This is a genomic window from Streptomyces sp. NPDC021093 (assembly GCF_044333135.1).
Classification (GTDB): domain Bacteria; phylum Actinomycetota; class Actinomycetes; order Streptomycetales; family Streptomycetaceae; genus Streptomyces.
The window spans coordinates 554,947-573,450 of the sequence record NZ_JBIRQJ010000005.1 but is presented as its reverse complement, the minus strand read 5'-3'; the positions used below and the strand labels follow the sequence as shown (position 1 = coordinate 573,450).

Genomic DNA, 18,504 nt, shown 5'->3' with positions numbered 1-18,504 from the left:
CTCGGGGCACATGCCTGGGGGCAAATCGGTTGAGCGGACCCCAGCGTAGACGCATTTGCACCGCCCCCACGGGGTTCATGCGCCCGTCGGGTTCCATGCACCGGCCGCTCACCCGCCGAACCTTGACAACACCCATACGCACGCAAGAGATTGACGCGCGTAGAACTCTTTCGTCTACACAGCAGCTCTCACCCTCGGAGTCCACTGATGACGTCCCGCCGCTCCCTGCCGAAAACCGGCCTGCCGAGAAACACCGCGGTCGCCACCCTCCTCACCACCGCCCTCGCGGCCGGGCTGCTCGCCGGTGCCGCGTCCGCCACCGCGGCCGACAGCGCCGCGGACGGCCCGGTCCGCATCCACGACATCCAGGGCACCACCCGCGTCTCCCCGCTCGCGGGCAAGCAGGTCGCGGACGTCGAGGGCGTCGTCACCGGCGTCCGTACGTACGGCTCGAAGGGCTTCTGGTTCCAGGACGCGAAGGGCGACGGCAACCCGGCCACCAGCGAGGGCGTCTTCGTCTTCACGAGCTCGAACCCGACGGTGGCGGTCGGCGACGCCGTGAAGGTCTCCGGCGCGGTCACCGAGTACGTCCCGGGCGGCCTGAACTCCGGCAACCAGTCCCTCACCCAGCTCTCCAAGCCGACCGTGACGGTCCTCTCCTCCGGCAACGCGATACCCGCCCCGGTCGTCGTCTCCGCCCGTACGGTGCCCTCCCGCTACGCCCCGGCGGGCGACCCGGCCGCCGGCGGCAGCATCAACGGCCGCACCCTCGACCCCCGCCGCTACGCCCTCGACTACTACGAGTCCCTGGAGGGCACCAACGTCCGCGTCGGCACCTCCCGGGTGGTCGGCGCGACCGACGCGCACGCCGAGCTGTGGGTGACGGTCAAGCCGCACGAGAACGACAACCGGCGCGGCGGCACGGTCTACGGCTCGTACACCTCGCAGAACACCGGCCGCATCCAGATCCAGCAGCTGGCCCCGCTCGCCCAGCAGCCGTTCCCGAAGGCGAACGTCGGCGACGTGCTGTCCGGCGGCGCCGAGGGACCGCTCGACTTCAACCAGTACGGCGGCTACACGCTGACCGCCCGCACCCTCGGCAAGGTCACCGACCGCGGCCTGCAGCGCGAGAAGACCCGCAAGCAGGGCCGCGGCGAGCTGGCGGTGGCCACGTACAACGTGGAGAACCTCGACCCGACCGACCCGCAGGAGAAGTTCGACGCGCTCGCCAAGGCGGTCGTCGACAACCTCGCATCGCCGGACGTCCTCGCCCTGGAGGAGATCCAGGACGACAACGGCGCGAAGAACGACGGCACGGTCGCAGCCGGCCAGACCGTGAAGAAGTTCACGGACGCGATCGCCGCGGCGGGCGGCCCGGCCTACTCCTGGACCTCGATCGACCCGGAGAACAACAAGGACGGCGGCGAGCCCGGCGGCAACATCCGCCAGGTCTTCCTCTACAACCCGGCCCGGGTCTCCTTCACCCACCGCGCGGGCGGCGACGCGACGACCGCCACGGGTGTCGTGCGCGAGAAGGGCCACGCGGCACTCACCCTCTCCCCCGGCCGCATCGCCCCCTCCAACACCGCCTGGGAGAACAGCCGCAAGCCCCTCGCGGCCGAGTTCCGCTTCCGCGGGGAGCCTGTCATCGTCATCGCCAACCACTTCGGCTCGAAGGGCGGCGACGAGGCCCTGACCTCGCACCACCAGCCGCCGGTCCGCTCGTCCGAGGCCCGCCGCCTCCAGCAGGCGCAGGCCGTCAACGCCTTCGTGAAGGACGCCCTGAAGGCCGACCGGCGGGCGAACGTCCTGGTCCTCGGCGACATCAACGACTTCGAGTTCTCGGCCACGACGAAGGCCCTGACGGCGGACGGGGCACTGACCGCGGCCGTCAAGTCCCTGCCCCGCCCGGAGCGTTACTCGTACGTCTTCCAGGGCAACACCCAGGTCCTGGACCAGATCCTGACCAGCCCCTCGATCCGGGACTTCGCGTACGACAGCGTGCACATCAACGCCGAGTTCGCCGACCAGAACAGCGACCACGACCCGCAGGTGCTCCGCTTCCGGCCGTAGCACGCCGCCGCGCTACACGCCCGCGCCGAGGCTCAGCGCGGGCGTGAAGCGCCGCACCAGGCTGCCCGCCAGACCGGGGAACCGGTGGACGCGCCGCCACTCGGCGGGCAGCTCGTCGCCCGCGGCCGCCGGGGCGTTCACCATGGCGAGGTGCGAGGCGGCGTCGACCCACTCGGCGTAGTTGAGGGCGCGGGCGCCGTCGGCACTCACGTGGAAGTGGGCGGAGATCCCACCGTCGGTCTCCCCCCGCGGACCGTCGAGCGCGTCGAACACGGTGTCCACCCACTCCCTCGCCCGCTTCCGGTCCGGCCCGTCGAAGTCCACCTCGATCAGCGCGATGCAGCCCGGCAGCCGGTCGTCGCCCTCCGCGACATGGCTGCGGTAGAGCTCGTACGCGCGGAGGCCGAGCCTGCGCACCCCCGGCACGGCGGCGTCGATCTCGGTGTTCCGCTCGTCCCGGCCCCGGGCGGCGAACGCCCGGTGGGCCTCCTCGTCCCGCCACTGGCTGTAGTGCAGCAGGGTCCGGCCGTCCTCGCCGGTATACACGCTGTAGGAGAGGAGACCCACGTCCGGCCAGTCCCGGGACAGCCAGGCCTTCCCGATGGCGGCGACGGCCGCGGCCTGCCCCTCGGGCGAACCGACGTCCCAGGTGCTGACCTTGACGATTCCGACGTCCGAACGGGTCAGGTCCGGGCGGCTGTTGGCCACGGTGGTCGGCATGAGGTCCTCCTCGCTCCGTGCACTCCGGCGGTCCGGTGCGCTACGGCAGCCATCCTGGAACGTCAACCACACTTGAGGTCAACAGCCCCTCAGAAATCAGGGTCCCTCAGGGCTCCGGGTCTCTCAGGACTCCGGGGCCCTCAGGACTCCGGGGCCCTCAGGACTCCGGGGCCCTCAGGACTCCGGCCTCTCGCCCCACATGCCCAGCTCGATCGTGTCCCCGTCGGAGACGTCCGCGCTGTCCAGCGGCACGGTCATACTGTCGTGGCGCGGGTTCGGCTCGATCTTGAGGAACATTCCGCTTCCGTTGTTCATCCGCCAGGAGAGCGAAGCGGTGGTGGACTCGCCCGGCTGGAGCGTGATGCTCTGCCTGCTGCTCGGCCTGAGACGAACGGTCAGCGCGAACGGCTTCCTGTCCTTGTCCAGGATCTGGATCGAGGGGTGCCCGTGGGCCGTGTACGGCTTCGAGCCGCAGTTCGTGAGCGTGATCGTGGTGGCCCGCGCCCCCATGGCGGCGTTGATCGGCCCGGTCTCCGCCCTGACGCCGTAGGGACAGACGGGCGGGGTGTACGCGGCGGAGGGCGGCCCGGCCGGGGTCGCCTGCGGCCGCGGGCCGGGCTCGACCTCGATGCCGGACGGCCCGGGAGCCGCCCTCGTCGCCGTCGGCGCAGGCGTCGGCTGCTCACCCTCGCCCGCCGGCACCATGAACCCGTCGCAACCGGTCAGCAGCACCACCCCGGCCACCGCGCCCCACAGTGCGGCCTTCGTACGCATCGCCTTCACGCCGCCGCGCCCCTCGCCCGAGTCACCCCGCGCGGACCGTTCCCGCGCCTCCCCTGCGGTGGATCATGCCAGACCACCCACCACCCTTAACTTCTGCTTCCCTTTCGAGCGGAGAAGTTCTAAGTGGACCTGCACGGACCGTGCACCGAGACTGCGCACATGACCTCTGCCGCCGCCCCGTTCGGCCGCGCCCTCTGCGCGATGATCACGCCCTTCTCGCCCACCGGCGACTCCCTCGACCTGCCAGGTGCGCAGAAGCTCGCCGACCACCTGGTCTCCTCCGGCTGCGAAGGACTCGTCCTGAACGGCACCACCGGGGAGTCCCCGACCACCACCGACGCCGAGAAGTCCGCGCTCGTACGGGCCGTGCGGGAGGCGGTCGGCCCCGGCGTGCCGGTCCTGACCGGCGTCGGCAGTGCGAACACCGCGCACACCGTGGAGCTGGCCAGGGCCGCCGAACTCGCGGGCGCCGACGGCCTGTTGGTGGTCTCCCCGTACTACAGCCGGCCGCCCCAGGCCGCGATCGAGGCGCACTTCCGCCGGGTCGCGGACGCGGTCGGCATCCCCGTCATGCTGTACGACATCCCGGGCCGCACCGGCGTCCGCATCGAGCCCGACACCATGCTGCGGCTCGCGGAGCACCCGCGCATCACCGCGGTCAAGGACTGCGCGAACGACCTGCTCGGCAGCGCCAAGGTGATCTCCCGCACCGGCCTCGCGTACTACTCCGGCAGCGAGGAGACCAACCTGCCGCTGCGTGCGGTCGGCGGCGCCGGTTTCGTCAGTACGGTCGCGAACGCGGCCCCGCGGGCGCTGCGGGCCGCACTCGACGCGTACGACCGGGGCGACGTCGCGGCGGCGACCCGCCACCACCAGCGCACCCTGCCGCTCGTCGAGCTGATGATGGCGGCCGGGCTGCCCGGCACGGTCACCACGAAGGCGCTGCTCGGCGCGCTCGGGCTGCCCGCAGGACCGGTCAGGGAACCGCTGCAGCCCGCCGCCACGGAGGTGGCCGACGGGCTGCTGACGGCGTACGGAGAGCTGGTGCGTCAGTCCTGACCGGGAGCTTCGGGGGCTTCCACCACCTGCGTCCGGCCGAGGATCGCCGTGTGCTCCAGGACGTCTTCGAGGGGGTCGTCGATCTGCCCGGTGTTCACGAGCGCGACGCGCGGTGCGTTGTGCGAGTTCTCGTGGAACTCGTCGGCGCACGCGGTGCCGGCGGCGAGTACGGGCAGGACGGCGGCGAGAGCGGCGGCGGTCAGGACCGTGCGCATGATCGGCTGATTCATGATCGGTTCAACCGTTCGTACGACTCAAAGGTCACGGAGCGCCACCGGCTCGGCCCCGCGCCACACGGAGCAACAGCCGGCCGCTCCCGCCCCGCCGCCGCGCCTAGTTGTGGCTGTGCAGGACGTCGTTGAGGCCGCCCCACACCGCGTTGTTCGGGCGGGCCTCGACGGCGCCGGACACCGAGTTGCGACGGAAGAGGATGTTCGAGGCGCCGGACAGCTCGCGGGCCTTCACGATCTGCCCGTCGGGCATCGTGACGCGCGTGCCCGCGGTGACGTAGAGCCCCGCCTCGACGACGCACTCGTCGCCGAGCGCGATGCCGACACCGGCCTCGGCGCCGACCAGGCAGCGCTCGCCGATGGTGATGCGGACGTTGCCGCCGCCGGACAGGGTGCCCATGGTCGAGGCGCCGCCGCCGATGTCCGAGCCGTCGCCGACGACGACACCGGCCGAGATGCGGCCCTCCACCATGGAGGTGCCGAGCGTGCCGGCGTTGAAGTTGACGAAGCCCTCGTGCATGACGGTCGTACCGGCGGCGAGGTGCGCGCCGAGGCGGACCCGGTCGGCGTCGGCGATGCGGACGCCCTTGGGCGCGACGTAGTCCGTCATGCGCGGGAACTTGTCGATCGAGGTCAGCTGGAGGTGCAGGCCCTCGGCGCGCGCGTTGAGCCGCACCTCTTCGACCGAGTCCACGGCGACCGGGCCGAGCGAGGTCCAGGCGACGTTGGCGAGGAGTCCGAAGACACCGTCCAGGTTCTGGCCGTGCGGCTGGACGAGGCGGTGCGAGAGCAGGTGCAGACGGAGGTACGCGTCGTGGGCGTCCAGCGGCTTGTCGTCGAGCGAGGCGATGACCGTACGGACGGCGACGACCTCGACGCCGCGGCGGGCGTCGGGGCCGAGGGCCTTGGGGGCACTGGCCCCGATGAGTTCGGCGGCGCGCTCGGCGGAGAGGCGCTCGGTTCCGGCGGGTCCCACTGCGTCAATTTTTTCTGGCGCGACGAGCTCGGGGGCGGGGAACCAGGTGTCGAGGACGGTGCCGTCGGCGGCGAGGGTGGCGAGTCCGGCGGCGACGGCGCCGGTGGTGCGAGAAGCAGTCGTATCGGTCATGACAGGAAACCTAACCGGCGGCGGCCCGCCCGGGCGAACCGGTCTCGCCCTGCGGGCGGACGAACGGCCTCCGCGGCCCTGATCAGTGCGCCCCGCCGAGATTGAGCAGCACCACTCCCCCGATGACCAGCGCGACCCCCGCCAGCTTGACCGTGCTCGCCGACTCGCCGAGGAAGGCCATCCCGATGACGGCGACGGCGGCCGTGCCGACCCCCGCCCAGATCGCATAGGCGGTGCCCACCGACATCGACTTCAGCGTCCGGGCGAGCAGCCCGAAGGCGACCAGGTAACCGACGACGGTGGCGAGCGACGGCCACAGCCTGCTGAAGCCGTCGCTGTACTTCATGGCCGTGGTCCCGGCCACCTCCGCCGCGATCGCCGCGGCCAGCAGAACGTAGGGCATGCCCCGAGCGTACGCACGCCCCCGCGCGACGAAGACCGACGGGGCCCTCACACGGCCCGCCCCGGACACCGGCCGCGCGTCAGGCCGCCGCGGAGACCCGGCGGGCTACTCGGTCACCGTGAACGTCACCGCCCGCGCCTTCTTCCACTCCGGCTGCCGCAGGTCCTTGGCCGCCACCCCGGTCCCGTACCAGTCGGCGGACCCGCAGTCGGCGATCAACTGCACGCGCGCACCCGGCACTTCGAGGTCGGGGACGTCCACGACGCACTCCCAGCCACCCGGGCCGCCGGCCGGCAGGTCCATCAGCCGGGCCGCCCCGTGCCCCGCCCGGCCGTCCCAGGCGTAGAGCGCGTACGGCTCGGAGCCGTCGTCGTCGGCCCAGGAGCCGGCGACGATCAGATACTGGTCGGAGGAGTTCCGGCGCAGATCGCGAATGCTCAGCCCGTCCAGGTCCAGCAGCACCGGCTCCCCGAACTCGGCCCGGCCGCCCGCCTGTTCACCGCGCACCGTCCTCTCCGTCATCAGCTCGTCCACGTTCAGCACCGGTACGAGCAGCGCCCCGCCGCCCGTCTTCGCGGGCACCAGCGGCGCCCGGAACCCGACGTACGCCACGCTCGTGCTGCCCGGTGCGAACTCGAAGCCCTCCGCGTTGAATCCGTCGATCCGCTTCGGCCCCCGCCCCTCGGCGGCCCCGGCCGCGAACCCGAGCTCGCCGCCGCGCGACTCGTCCCAGGCGATCAGGTCGGCGCGCAGCCCTCGGTACGACCCGGCCGGCACCAGTTCGACGGCGGCGCCCGCACCCCGTACCTCCGTGCGGAAGAGCAGCGACCGGTCCGGCCTGGGCTCCCCGTCCGCGCTGTGGGACATCGAGCCCAGCCAGTAGACGGCGTCGGTGTCCCCCGCCCGGGCCACGCCCTCGATGTCGATCTCCTTGCGCACGCCGAGCCGCGCCCCGAAGTCCCAGCTGCGCAGCGGCCCGCCGGACGCTCCCCGCGCGTACAGCCGCAGCGTGTTGGACTCGTCGTCGGCGAGTACGAGATGGCCGCCGCCCACGTCGAGGGCGGCCGACGCGTCGCTCGCCCCGGTGAGGTAGCGGGTGTCGGCGGCGTGCTGGACGGGGCCGGAGGCGGCGTAGTGCAGGACGGTCGTGGCCGCGGCGGCGCCGAGCCCGGTGACCCGCAGCGTCAGGTCGCAGAGGCCCCGGCCCCGCGCCCGTACGGACACCTCCCGCTCGGCCCCGCGCCCGCGCACGGTGACGTCGCCCGCGCCCGCGATCCGGGTGTCGGACGAGGCCACCGCGACCACGGACAGGTCGGCGGGGTCCGCCCCGGCCTGGGAGACGAGGACCCGGACGGTCGGGTCGGCGACGGCGCCGACGGCGCCGGAGAGGTGGTCCGCGGAGAGGGAGACGACCGGGGCAGCGGACGGAGGTGTCATGACAACGCCCTTCAGCGGTACGGCTGTTGGCCCACAACCTAGGACGGACCGGCCATGAACGACACGCCTCCCGCAGCTCCTGTGCCGAGGCGGCTCCCGGCCCCGGCCGAAGAGCCCCGGCCGCCCTCCCCGCAAGCGCCCCGGCCCCGGCCGTCGGCCCGCGCCCGTCCGCCGTTCCGCAGATCACCCGAACCCGGATACGGTGGGCCGCCGTCCCCCTCCCGCACACACGAACCCACGGAGCACGCAGTGACGCACTACTCGGGCGGCCCCTACGGAAGCCCCCCGCCCGGCCCGCCGGGCCCCGGCCCCGGCTGGGGCGGCGGCTGGGCACCGCCTCCCGAGGCGCCGAAGCCCGGGGTGATACCGCTGCGCCCGCTCGGCATCAGCGACATCCTGAACGGCACCTTCGCGGCGTTCGGCCGCCACTGGAAGCAGCTCGTCTCCATCGCCGCGCTGGCGTACGGTGCGGCGCTCGCGGTCACCTGCGGCGCCGTGGCCCTCGCGATCTCCGGGCTCACCGACGAGTTCCAGGAGATCGAGAGCGCCCTGCGCGCCAGCGACGAGGGCCGCCTCGCGGACCCGCTCACCACCGCGGCCTGGACCTTCGGCGCGGTGGGGATCGTCTGCGTGCTCTGCCTGCTGCTCGCCACGGCGCTGACCCAGGCGGCCTCCCCTGCCGTCCTCCAGGAGGCGGTGCTCGGCCGGCCGACCACCTTCGGCGCGGTGTGGAGCCGCGCCGTCCGCAGGCTTCCCGCGGTGCTCGGTGCGCTGCTGCTGCCCTCGCTGGGCGGGCTCCTGGTGATGGGCCTGCTGATGACCGGCTACGTGGCCCTGATGATCTCGCTGGTGGAGCGGCGGGGCGGCGAACTGGCGAACGTGCTGGCCGGGGTCGGGCTCGTGGGCGGTCTGCTGCTCGTCCCGCTCGCGATCTGGCTGTGGGTGCTGTTCAGCCTGGCCCCGGCCGTCGCCGTCTTCGAGTCGGCGGGTCCGATGCGGGCGCTGCGCCGCTCGGCCCGGCTGGTCAGGGGCGCCTGGTGGCGGACCTTCGGCATCACGCTGCTGGTCATGCTGATGGCGATGGTGGCGAGCTCGCTCCTCCAGATCCCGTTCAGCTTCCTCGGGATGTTCTCGATGATCCCCAGCATCGGCTACACCGGCAGCAACGAGGCCGCCGCGCTCCAGGCCCTCACGTCCGTGGGCACGTATCTGCTGATCACCGTGCTGGGCAGCTTCATCACCCAGGTCGTGGTGACCTTCTTCCCCCAGCTCGCCACGGGGCTGCTCTACGTGGACCAGCGCATCCGCCGCGAGAACCTGGCCCCCGCGCTGGCCGATGCCGCGCCCGTACCGCCGCAGCGGCAGTACTAGAGAACGGCTGTGCCCCCGGCGCCTCGAAAGGCACCGGGGGCACAGCCGTACGTACGGAACGCGGAACTCAGACGTTGAAGCCGAGCGCGCGCAGCTGCTCGCGGCCGTCGTCCGTGATCTTGTCCGGGCCCCACGGCGGCATCCAGACCCAGTTGATCTTGAGCTCGTTGACGATGCCCTCGGTGGCCGACTTGGCCTGGTCCTCGATGACGTCGGTCAGCGGGCAGGCCGCGGACGTGAGCGTCATGTCGATGGTCGCGATGTTGGAATCGTCGACGTGGACGCCGTAGATGAGGCCCAGGTTGACGACGTCGATGCCCAGCTCGGGGTCGACCACGTCGTACAGGGCTTCGCGGACCTCTTCTTCGGAGGCCGGCTTGGTGGTCATGGTCTCGTTGTCACTCATGCCGTCTCCTTCTTCGCGGTCTCGCCCAGGGCCTGAGCGGTCGCGTCCTTCCATGCCATCCAGCTGAGCAGGGCGCACTTCACCCGGGCCGGGAACTTCGACACCCCGGCGAACGCGACCGCGTCCTCCAGGATGTCCTCCATCGCGTCGTCCGGCACCACGGCGCCCTTCGACTGCATCAGCTCCAGGAACGTCTCCTGGATCTTCCGCGCGTCGGCGAGCTCCTTGCCGACGAGGAGGTCGTTGAGCACGGAGGCGCTGGCCTGGCTGATGGAACAGCCCTGGCCCTCGTAACTCACGTCCTCGATGCGCTCGCCGTCGTACTTCACCCGCAGCGTGATCTCGTCGCCGCAGGTGGGGTTGACATGGTGCACCTCGGCGTCGCCGTCGCGCAGGCCACGCCCGTGCGGGTGCTTGTAGTGGTCCAGGATGACTTCCTGGTACATCGAATCAAGCTTCACTGTGTGCTCCCGCCCTACCCGAAGAAGTTCCGTACGTGCTCCAGGCCGTCGACCAGGGCGTCGACCTCGGCCGGCGTGGAGTACAGATAGAACGACGCTCGCGTGGTCGCGGGAATTCCGTACCGCAGGCAGACCGGACGCGCGCAGTGGTGTCCGACCCGGACGGCGATGCCTTCCTCGTCGAGCACCTGGCCCACGTCGTGCGGGTGGATGTCGCCCAGCGTGAAGGAGAGCGCCGCACCGCGGTCCTCGGCCGTCGCAGGACCGATGATCCGCAGGTCGGGGACTTCGAGCAGACGCTTGACCGCGTACTCGGTGATCGCGTGCTCGTGGCGCGCGATGTTCTCCATGCCGATCGCCGAGAGGTAGTCCACGGCCGCGCCGAGGCCGACGGCCTGGGCGATCGGGGGCGTACCCGCCTCGAACTTGTGCGGCGCCGGAGCGTACGTCGACGAGTGCATCGACACGGTCTCGATCATCTCGCCGCCACCGAGGAACGGCGGCAGGTCCTCCAGGAGCTCCTGCCGTCCCCAGAGCACGCCGATGCCCGTCGGGCCGACCATCTTGTGACCGGTGAAGGCCACGAAGTCGGCCTGCAGGGCCTGTACGTCGAGCACCATGTGCGGCGCGGCCTGCGAGGCGTCGATGCAGACCATCGCGCCGACCTGCTGCGCGCGGCGGACGATCGTCTCGACCGGGTTGATCGTGCCCAGCAGGTTGGAGACCAGCGTGAAGGAGACGATCTTCGTCTTCTCGGTGATGATCTCGTCGATGTTGGACAGGTCGAGGCGGCCGTCGTCGGTGAGGCCGAACCACTTCAGCTTCGCGCCCGTGCGCTGCGAGAGCAGCTGCCACGGCACGATGTTGGAGTGGTGCTCCATCTCCGTGATGACGATCTCGGTGTCGCGGTCGACCCGGTAGGGCTCGTCGGCCCAACCCAGCATGTTGGCAACGAGGTTGAGCGACTCAGAGGCGTTCTTCGTGAAGATGACCTCGTCGCGGCTCGGCGCGTTGATGAAGGCGGCGACCTTGTCGCGGGCGCCCTCGTACAGCGCCGTGGCCTCCTCGGCGACCGTGTACACACCGCGGTGCACGTTGGCGTTGTGCCGCTCGTAGTACTCGTTGAGCGCGTCGAGCACCTGGCGCGGCTTCTGCGAGGTCGCCGCGGAGTCCAGATAAACGATCTTCTTGTCCCCGTGGACGATGCGGTCCAGCAGGGGGAAGTCCTTGCGGATCGCGTCCGTGTCGAGGAGGCCCGGCAGCTGTGTCACGCGGTTGCGCCACCCTTCGTGTACTTCTCGTAGCCCTCGGCCTCAAGCTGGTCGGCCAGCTCGGGGCCGCCGGACTCGACGATCTTGCCCGCCGAGAAGACGTGCACGAAGTCCGGCTTGATGTAGCGCAGGATGCGCGTGTAATGCGTGATCAGCAGGGTGCCGACCTCACCGGTCTCACGGACGCGGTTGACGCCGTCGGACACCTGACGCAGGGCGTCGACGTCCAGACCCGAGTCGGTCTCGTCGAGGATGGCGATCTTCGGCTTCATGAGCTCCATCTGGAGGATCTCGTGACGCTTCTTCTCACCACCGGAGAAGCCCTCGTTGACGTTGCGCTCGGCGAAGGTCGGGTCCATCTGGAGCTGCTCCATCGCGGACTTGACCTCCTTCACCCAGGTGCGCAGCTTGGGGGCCTCGCCGCGCAGGGCGGTGGCCGACGTGCGCAGGAAGTTGGACACCGAGACGCCGGGGACCTCGACCGGGTACTGCATGGCCAGGAACATGCCGGCGCGGGCGCGCTCGTCGACGGACATCTCCAGGACGTCCTCGCCGTCGAGGGTGACGGTGCCGCTGGTGATCGTGTACTTGGGGTGACCCGCGATCGAGTACGCGAGGGTGGACTTGCCGGAGCCGTTGGGGCCCATGATGGCGTGGGTCTCGCCCTGCTTCACGGTCAGGTCGACGCCCTTGAGGATCTCCTTGGTGCCGTTCTCGACATCGACGGAGACGTGCAGGTCGCGGATTTCAAGCGTTGCCATGGGGTACTCAGGACTCCTGGGTGACGGAGACGAGCACATCGTCCCCTTCGATCTTTACGGGGTAAACGGGGACGGGGCGCGTCGCGGGAAGACCGGACGGCTTGCCGGTGCGGAGGTCGAAGCTGGAACCGTGCAGCCAGCACTCGATGGCACAGTCCTCGACCTCTCCCTCCGACAGCGAGACGTTCGCGTGCGAACAGATGTCGTTGATCGCGAAGACTTCGCCCTCGGTACGGACGAGGGACACCGGCGTGCCGTCTATCTCCACCCGCTTCGGGGTGTCGGCCTCCAGCTCGCTGAGCGCGGCCACCTTCACGAACGCCATCAGACGGACGCCTCCAGCTCCGCATCGATCTTCGCGATCAGGCGCTCCTCGACGTCGTCGACGCCGATCTGCTGGACCAGCTCGGCGAAGAAGCCGCGCACGACCAGGCGGCGGGCCTCGTCCTCGGGGATGCCGCGCGACTGGAGGTAGAAGAGCTGCTCGTCGTCGAAGCGGCCGGTCGCCGAGGCGTGGCCCGCTCCGGCGATCTCGCCGGTCTCGATCTCCAGGTTGGGGACCGAGTCGACGCGCGCGCCGTCGGTCAGCACCAGGTTGCGGTTCATCTCGTACGAGTCGGTGCCCTCGGCTGCGGCCTGGATGAGCACGTCGCCGATCCACACCGCGTGCGCGTCCTGGCCCTGCAGCGCGCCCTTGTAGGCCACGTTGGACTTGCAGTGCGGGCGGTTGTGGTCGACCAGGAGGCGGTGCTCCTGGTGCTGGCCCTTGTCCGTGAAGTACAGGCCGAACAGCTCGGCCTCGCCGCCGGTCCCGGCGTACGAGACGCGCGGGTGGAGGCGGACCAGGTCGCCGCCGAAGGTGACGACGACGGACTTGAAGGAGGCGTCGCGGCCGACGAGCGCGTTGTGCTGCGCCACGTGGACGGCCTTGTCGTCCCAGTCCTGCACGGACACGACGGTCAGCTTCGCGCCGTCGCCGAGGACGTAGTCGACGTTGGCGGCGAGGACGCCGTCACCGGTGTGGTCGATGACCACGACGGCCTCGGCGAACGCGCCGAGCTCGATGACCTGGTGGCCGTAGGCGGTGCCGCCCTCGCCGTGCACCGCGATGCGGATCGGCTCGGTGAGCACGGCCTCCTTGGCCACCGAGACGACCGAGGCCTTCTCGAAGGAGCTGTACGCCTGGGCGGCGACGCGGTCCACCGGGGTACCGGCCCTGCCCAGTCGGGCGTCCGTGCGGTCGACCGTCTCGACGGTGACGCCCTCGGGGGCGTCGACCTGGACGGTCAGCACGCCACCGGCCTCGGCGGTGCCGTCGTGCAGCCCGCGCAGTCGCTCCAGCGGGGTGAACCGCCACTCCTCCTCGCGGCCGTGCGGCACCGGGAAGTCCGCCACGTCGAAGGACGGCGGCGCGCTCATGCGCGTGGCGACGGTGGACTCGGCGGCCACCGCGATGGAACCGGCAGTCGTCGAACCCGCCGGGATGTTCTGAGCCTCAGCCATGGCTGTCGTAGCGCTCTCTCTCTGGATCAAGAAGAAGTCGGTTGCCGCTAACAGGGAGTCCGGTCAGCCGACCGAACCCTCCATCTGCAGCTCGATCAGCCGGTTGAGCTCCAGGGCGTACTCCATCGGGAGCTCCTTGGCGATCGGCTCGACGAAGCCTCGGACGATCATCGCCATCGCCTCGAACTCGGTCATGCCGCGGCTCATCAGGTAGAAGAGCTGGTCCTCGGAGACCTTGGAGACGGTCGCCTCGTGACCCATCGACACGTCGTCCTCACGGACGTCCACGTAGGGGTACGTGTCCGAGCGGGAGATCGTGTCGACGAGCAGCGCGTCACAGAGCACGTTGGACTTGGAGCCCGGAGCGCCCTCGCCGATCTCGATGAGACCGCGGTAGGACGTACGGCCACCGCCGCGCGCCACGGACTTCGAGACGATGTTGGACGACGTGTTCGGCGCCATGTGCACCATCTTCGCGCCGGCGTCCTGGTGCTGGCCCTCGCCCGCGAAGGCGATGGACAGGGTCTCGCCCTTGGCGTGCTCGCCCATCAGGTAGACGGCCGGGTACTTCATCGTGACCTTGGAGCCGATGTTGCCGTCGACCCACTCCATGGTCGCGCCCTCGTACGCCACGGCGCGCTTGGTGACCAGGTTGTAGACGTTGTTCGACCAGTTCTGGATCGTCGTGTAGCGGCAGCGGCCGCCCTTCTTCACGATGATCTCGACCACGGCGGAGTGCAGCGAGTCCGAGGAGTAGATCGGCGCGGTGCAGCCCTCGACGTAGTGGACGTACGCGTCCTCGTCCACGATGATCAGCGTCCGCTCGAACTGACCCATGTTCTCCGTGTTGATACGGAAGTAGGCCTGGAGCGGGATCTCGACGTGGACGCCCTTGGGCACGTAGATGAACGAACCGCCGGACCACACGGCCGAGTTGAGCGACGCGAACTTGTTGTCGCCGACCGGGATGACGGTGCCGAAGTACTCCTGGAAGAGCTCCGGGTGCTCCTTCAGCGCGGTGTCGGTGTCCATGAAGATGACACCCTGCGCCTCCAGCTCCTCGTTGATCTGGTGGTAGACGACCTCGGACTCGTACTGGGCCGCGACGCCCGCGACGAGGCGCTGCTTCTCCGCCTCCGGGATGCCGAGCTTGTCGTACGTGTTCTTGATGTCGGCGGGCAGGTCCTCCCAGGACTGTGCCTGCTTCTCCGTGGAGCGCACGAAGTACTTGATGTTGTCGAAGTCGATCCCCGACAGGTCCGAGCCCCAGTTCGGCATGGGCTTCTTGCCGAACAGCTTCAGACCCTTGAGACGCAGCTTCAGCATCCACTCGGGCTCGTTCTTCTTCGCCGAGATGTCGCGGACGACGGCCTCGGACAGGCCGCGCTTGGCTGCCGCGCCGGCCACGTCCGGGTCGGCCCAGCCGAATTCGTACGTACCCAGGCCCTCAAGTTCGGGGTGGGCAGTCTCCTCGATAGGGAGAGTCATGCGGGGTTCCTCCCGGCCGTGCTTGCTGATGCTGAATGTGCGGTCTTGGGGATGTACGTCGTGCAGACCCCGTCGCCGTGGGCGATGGTGGCCAGTCGCTGGACATGGGTCCCCAGCAGTGCGGAGAAGACTTCCGTCTCCGCCTCGCAGAGCTGTGGGAACTGTTCGGCGACGTGGGCGACAGGGCAGTGGTGCTGGCACAGCTGCTCTCCGACCGGTGCGCTACGCGCCGTAGCAGCGTACCCGTCGACGCTCAAGGCCCTCGCCAGAGCCTCGGTGCGCTGCTCGGGGGGCGCGGCGTCGACCGCCGCGCGGTACGCCTCGGCCTGTGCGGCGATCCGGGCGCGGGCGAAGGCCGTGACGGCCGCCTCGCCCTGCTCGCCGCCGCCGGCCGCCCGGGAGATCCAGGTGAGGGCGTCGGCCGCGAGCTGGTCGTAGGACTGGTCGAAGGCGTCCCGGCCGCAGTCGGTGAGCGCGAAGACCTTGGCGGGCCTTCCGCGCGTACGCGCGCCGTAGACGCGCTGTTCCTTGGCCTCGACCACGTCGTCCGCGGCGAGCGCGTCGAGGTGGCGGCGCACGGCGGCCTGCGTGAGGCCGAGGCGCTTCGCCAGATCGGCGACCGTGGACGGGCCGTGGTCCAGGATGGAGCGCGCGACACGGTTGCGGGTGGACCGCTCACCGGTCGCGACGTCCTCCTGCGGGACCTCGCCGTCGTATTTCACAACGCCATTGTTGCGTAATTCTTCTGAGCCTGACAACCCGGATCTTGACCGGGATCGGTGGACTGCGTCACTTAGGCAAACCTAAGCTGACCTGCGGAAATGATCACCGAGGGGGAATTCGGAGGCGCCCCGGAGACGGCCGTGCAAGACTCCCCGACCATGCCGACGCCCCTCGCCCACACCCCTTTGTGCACCCGCGACTCCCTCGCCGCCGACCTGCGTGACCTGGGAGTACGTACCGGAGAAACCCTCCTCGTGCACACCTCGCTCAGCTCGCTGGGCTGGGTCTGCGGAGGGCGGGTCGCGGTCGTGGAGGCACTGCTCGACACACTCGGCACGGAGGGGACGCTGGCCGTCCCGTCGCACTCGGGCGACTACTCGGACCCGGCCGACTGGGGAAACCCCGCGGTGCCCGAGGAGTGGTGGCCGGAAATCCGCGCCACGATGCCCGCGTACGACCCGGCCACCGCGCCCACCCGCAGACCTCCTTCGCGGCGATCGGCCCGCGCGCGGCGGAGATCGTGGAGGGGCACGCCCTGAACTGCCGCCTGGGCGAGCACAGCCCGCTGGCACTCCAGCTCTGACGAGGGCTTTGAGGAACTGGTCGCGGTGTACGAAAAGGAGCACCGGGTAGTACGGGGCAGGGTGGGCGGGGAGGAGGCACGGTTGTTCCCGCCGGCGTACGCAATGGAGGGGATCCATTCAGCCCGTCCGGCGTTTGAGGACGCGCGGACGCAGTCCGTGCAGGGGTCCGGGGCGTAGCCCCGATCTTGGACAGCAACGGTCCACCAGCCGCGCGGCCAGCGCCTTCGGGAAGGGGCGGGTAGGGGACGGCGCCGCAGGCAACAGCAACCACCCACCGGCCCGCACCCGCGCACCGCCCCCTGCCGAACGCCCACCCCCCGGGACCTAGACTCGCCCCATGTCACATGAGCCCGTCGTCCAGGTCACCGGCCTGGTCAAGCGGTACGGATCCAAGACCGCGGTCGACGGCCTCGATCTCACGGTCGCCACCGGCACCGTCACCGCAGTCCTCGGCCCCAACGGCGCCGGCAAGACCACCACCGTCGAGACCTGTGAGGGCTACCGCAAGCCCGACGCGGGCACCGTCCGCGTCCTGGGCCTCGACCCGATCGCCGACGCGGCGAAGCTGCGGCCACGGATCGGGGTGATGCTCCAGTCCGGCGGCGTCTACTCCGGCGCCCGCGCCGACGAGATGCTCCGCCACATGGCGAAGCTGCACGCGCACCCGCTGGACGTGGACGCCCTCATCGACCGGCTGGGGCTCGGCAGCTGCGGCCGTACGACCTACCGGCGGCTCTCCGGCGGCCAGCAGCAGAGGCTCGCGCTCGCGATGGCCGTGGTCGGCCGCCCGGAGCTGGTCTTCCTTGACGAGCCGACCGCAGGGCTCGACCCGCACGCCCGCCGCTCCACCTGGGACCTCGTACGCGAACTGCGCTCCTGCGGTGTGAGCGTCATCCTCACCACCCACTTCATGGACGAGGCCGAGCAGCTCGCCGACGACGTCGCCATCGTGGACGCGGGCCGGGTCATCGCCCAGGGCTCCCCCGCCGACCTGTGCCGCGGTGGCGCCGAGAACACCCTGCGCTTCACCGGCCGCCCCGGCCTCGACGTGGCGGCCCTCCTCAAGGCGCTCCCGGCGGACACCCTCGCGGAGGAGCTGGTCCCGGGGACGTACCGCATCAGCGGGAAGATCGACCCGCAGCTGCTGGCCACCGTCACCTCCTGGTGCGCCCAGCACGGGGTGATGCCGGACGGCATCTCCGTCGAGCGCCGCACCCTCGAAGACGTCTTTCTTGAGCTGACCGGTAAGGACCTGCGTCCATGAGCACCACCCCTTACACCCCCATGCCGGGAGCTGCCCCGCTCGGCCGGATGATCGCGGCGCAGACCGCGCTCGAAACGAAGATGCTGCTGCGCAACGGCGAGCAGCTCCTCCTGACGGTGATCATCCCGGCACTGCTGCTGGTGCTGTTCTCCGCGGTCGACATCATCACTGTGCCTGTTGCACCGAATGGGGCAGGCAGGTCCGTGGACTTCCTCGCTCCCGGCGTGCTCGCGCTCGCCGTCATGTCGACCGCCTTCACCGGGCAGGCCATCGCGACCGGCTTCGAGCGGCGGTACGGCGTCCTCAAGAGGCTCGGTACGTCGCCGCTGCCGCGCTGGGCGCTGATGACCGCGAAGACACTGTCGGTGCTGGTCACCGAGGTGCTCCAGGTCGTCCTGCTGACCGCGATCGCGTTCGGGCTCGGCTGGTCGCCGCAGGGCGGCCCCGTCTCCGTGCTCCTGCTCCTGGTGGTCGGTACGGCGGCGTTCTCCGGGCTCGGGCTGCTGATGGCGGGCACCCTCAAGGCGGAGGCGACGCTGGCCGCCGCGAACCTGGTGTTCCTGCTGCTGCTGGTCGGCGGCGGGGTCATCGTGCCGCTGGACAAGTTCCCGGACGCGGTGCGGGAGGTACTGGGCCTGCTGCCGATCTCGGCGCTCTCCGACGGACTGCGCGACGTGCTCCAGCACGGGGCGTCGATGCCGTGGGGCAACCTCGGGGTCCTCGCGGTGTGGGCGGTGCTCGGGCTCGGCGCTGCGGCGAAGTTCTTCCGCTGGGAGTAGGCGGGGAGCGGCGGGTAGCGGTCCCGTACGGGATCTGGGAGTGACGTCACACGGCTGCCGGGACCCCCTCGTGAAATCCT

At 70.6% G+C, this 18,504-nt stretch carries 19 protein-coding genes and 1 pseudogene; 6 read left to right on the top strand and 14 right to left on the bottom strand.

What is annotated here, in order from left to right; all coding sequences use genetic code 11:
• The first annotated feature begins 207 nt into the window (after positions 1 to 207).
• Positions 208 to 2,073 carry an endonuclease/exonuclease/phosphatase family protein gene (locus tag ACH4SP_RS18495; RefSeq protein WP_398416058.1) on the top strand — a complete coding sequence of 622 codons (1,866 nt, stop codon included), beginning with the start codon at positions 208 to 210 and terminating at the stop codon, positions 2,071 to 2,073.
• Positions 2,074 to 2,085: 12 nt separating this feature from the next.
• On the opposite strand, the gene ACH4SP_RS18490 is transcribed toward ACH4SP_RS18495, so the two are convergent.
• On the bottom strand, positions 2,086 to 2,793 hold the full coding sequence (locus tag ACH4SP_RS18490; protein WP_398416056.1) for an antibiotic biosynthesis monooxygenase: 708 nt from the start codon (positions 2,791 to 2,793) through the stop codon (positions 2,086 to 2,088).
• A 174-nt stretch (positions 2,794 to 2,967) separates the two neighbouring features.
• The gene (locus tag ACH4SP_RS18485; protein ID WP_398416328.1) at positions 2,968 to 3,567 is read right to left on the bottom strand and encodes a DUF4232 domain-containing protein; all 600 of its coding nucleotides are present in this window, start codon (positions 3,565 to 3,567) and stop codon (positions 2,968 to 2,970) included.
• 168 nt (positions 3,568 to 3,735) lie between these two features.
• Here ACH4SP_RS18485 and dapA point away from each other — a divergent pair, with 168 nt between their 5' ends.
• The gene (gene dapA / locus ACH4SP_RS18480; RefSeq protein WP_398416054.1) at positions 3,736 to 4,635 is read left to right on the top strand and encodes a 4-hydroxy-tetrahydrodipicolinate synthase; all 900 of its coding nucleotides are present in this window, start codon (positions 3,736 to 3,738) and stop codon (positions 4,633 to 4,635) included.
• Here the strand turns inward: dapA and ACH4SP_RS18475 are convergent.
• The 4 genes from ACH4SP_RS18475 to ACH4SP_RS18460 form a co-directional block, all read right to left on the bottom strand.
• The gene (locus tag ACH4SP_RS18475) at positions 4,626 to 4,865 is read right to left on the bottom strand and encodes a hypothetical protein (protein WP_398416052.1); all 240 of its coding nucleotides are present in this window, start codon (positions 4,863 to 4,865) and stop codon (positions 4,626 to 4,628) included. The two genes, dapA and ACH4SP_RS18475, sit on opposite strands and share 10 nt — an antisense overlap.
• A gap of 103 nt (positions 4,866 to 4,968) precedes the next feature.
• Entirely contained in the window at positions 4,969 to 5,973 is a 1,005-nt protein-coding gene (gene dapD / locus ACH4SP_RS18470; protein WP_398416050.1) for a 2,3,4,5-tetrahydropyridine-2,6-dicarboxylate N-succinyltransferase, read from the bottom strand.
• Positions 5,974 to 6,055: 82 nt separating this feature from the next.
• Positions 6,056 to 6,376 (bottom strand): DMT family transporter, encoded by a 321-nt coding sequence (locus tag ACH4SP_RS18465; protein WP_398416048.1) that lies wholly within the window; start codon positions 6,374 to 6,376, stop codon positions 6,056 to 6,058.
• A 105-nt stretch (positions 6,377 to 6,481) separates the two neighbouring features.
• Complete coding sequence (locus tag ACH4SP_RS18460; protein ID WP_398416045.1) at positions 6,482 to 7,813, bottom strand: DUF3616 domain-containing protein; 1,332 nt, start codon at positions 7,811 to 7,813, stop codon at positions 6,482 to 6,484.
• A 249-nt stretch (positions 7,814 to 8,062) separates the two neighbouring features.
• Here ACH4SP_RS18460 and ACH4SP_RS18455 point away from each other — a divergent pair, with 249 nt between their 5' ends.
• Entirely contained in the window at positions 8,063 to 9,184 is a 1,122-nt protein-coding gene (locus ACH4SP_RS18455; RefSeq protein ID WP_398416043.1) for a hypothetical protein, read from the top strand.
• Between the two features lie 67 nt (positions 9,185 to 9,251).
• Here the strand turns inward: ACH4SP_RS18455 and ACH4SP_RS18450 are convergent, their stop codons facing one another.
• The 8 genes from ACH4SP_RS18450 to ACH4SP_RS18415 all read right to left on the bottom strand — a co-directional run bounded on the left by ACH4SP_RS18450 (position 9,252) and on the right by ACH4SP_RS18415 (position 15,796).
• Entirely contained in the window at positions 9,252 to 9,590 is a 339-nt protein-coding gene (locus ACH4SP_RS18450) for a metal-sulfur cluster assembly factor (protein ID WP_398416042.1), read from the bottom strand.
• The gene (sufU, locus tag ACH4SP_RS18445) at positions 9,587 to 10,051 is read right to left on the bottom strand and encodes a Fe-S cluster assembly sulfur transfer protein SufU (RefSeq protein WP_398416040.1); all 465 of its coding nucleotides are present in this window, start codon (positions 10,049 to 10,051) and stop codon (positions 9,587 to 9,589) included. The genes ACH4SP_RS18450 and sufU overlap by 4 nt, the downstream gene beginning before the upstream one ends.
• A 14-nt stretch (positions 10,052 to 10,065) precedes the next feature.
• Positions 10,066 to 11,322, bottom strand: a complete 1,257-nt coding sequence (locus tag ACH4SP_RS18440) for a cysteine desulfurase (RefSeq protein WP_398416038.1) — start codon at positions 11,320 to 11,322, stop codon at positions 10,066 to 10,068.
• Positions 11,319 to 12,083 (bottom strand): Fe-S cluster assembly ATPase SufC, encoded by a 765-nt coding sequence (gene sufC, locus ACH4SP_RS18435; protein ID WP_398416035.1) that lies wholly within the window; start codon positions 12,081 to 12,083, stop codon positions 11,319 to 11,321. The genes ACH4SP_RS18440 and sufC overlap by 4 nt, the downstream gene beginning before the upstream one ends.
• Before the next feature lie 7 nt (positions 12,084 to 12,090).
• The gene (locus tag ACH4SP_RS18430; RefSeq protein ID WP_398416034.1) at positions 12,091 to 12,408 is read right to left on the bottom strand and encodes a non-heme iron oxygenase ferredoxin subunit; all 318 of its coding nucleotides are present in this window, start codon (positions 12,406 to 12,408) and stop codon (positions 12,091 to 12,093) included.
• The gene (gene sufD, locus ACH4SP_RS18425; protein ID WP_398416032.1) at positions 12,408 to 13,586 is read right to left on the bottom strand and encodes a Fe-S cluster assembly protein SufD; all 1,179 of its coding nucleotides are present in this window, start codon (positions 13,584 to 13,586) and stop codon (positions 12,408 to 12,410) included. The genes ACH4SP_RS18430 and sufD overlap by 1 nt, the downstream gene beginning before the upstream one ends.
• A 63-nt stretch (positions 13,587 to 13,649) precedes the next feature.
• Entirely contained in the window at positions 13,650 to 15,074 is a 1,425-nt protein-coding gene (sufB, locus tag ACH4SP_RS18420) for a Fe-S cluster assembly protein SufB (protein WP_266655241.1), read from the bottom strand.
• A complete protein-coding gene (locus ACH4SP_RS18415) occupies positions 15,071 to 15,796 on the bottom strand; it encodes a helix-turn-helix transcriptional regulator (RefSeq protein ID WP_398416029.1) in 726 nt (241 codons plus the stop codon). Before ACH4SP_RS18415 ends, sufB begins: the two co-directional genes overlap by 4 nt.
• A gap of 159 nt (positions 15,797 to 15,955) precedes the next feature.
• On the opposite strand from ACH4SP_RS18415, the pseudogene ACH4SP_RS18410 reads away from it, so the two are divergent.
• The 3 genes and pseudogenes from ACH4SP_RS18410 to ACH4SP_RS18400 all read left to right on the top strand — a co-directional run bounded on the left by ACH4SP_RS18410 (position 15,956) and on the right by ACH4SP_RS18400 (position 18,424).
• A pseudogene (locus ACH4SP_RS18410) lies at positions 15,956 to 16,558 on the top strand (aminoglycoside N(3)-acetyltransferase).
• A 160-nt stretch (positions 16,559 to 16,718) separates the two neighbouring features.
• Positions 16,719 to 17,645, top strand: a complete 927-nt coding sequence (locus tag ACH4SP_RS18405; RefSeq protein WP_398416027.1) for an ABC transporter ATP-binding protein — start codon at positions 16,719 to 16,721, stop codon at positions 17,643 to 17,645.
• Positions 17,642 to 18,424: an ABC transporter permease gene (locus tag ACH4SP_RS18400; protein WP_398416025.1), complete on the top strand. Its 783-nt coding sequence runs from the start codon at positions 17,642 to 17,644 to the stop codon at positions 18,422 to 18,424. The genes ACH4SP_RS18405 and ACH4SP_RS18400 overlap by 4 nt, the downstream gene beginning before the upstream one ends.
• Positions 18,425 to 18,504: the final 80 nt, after the last annotated feature.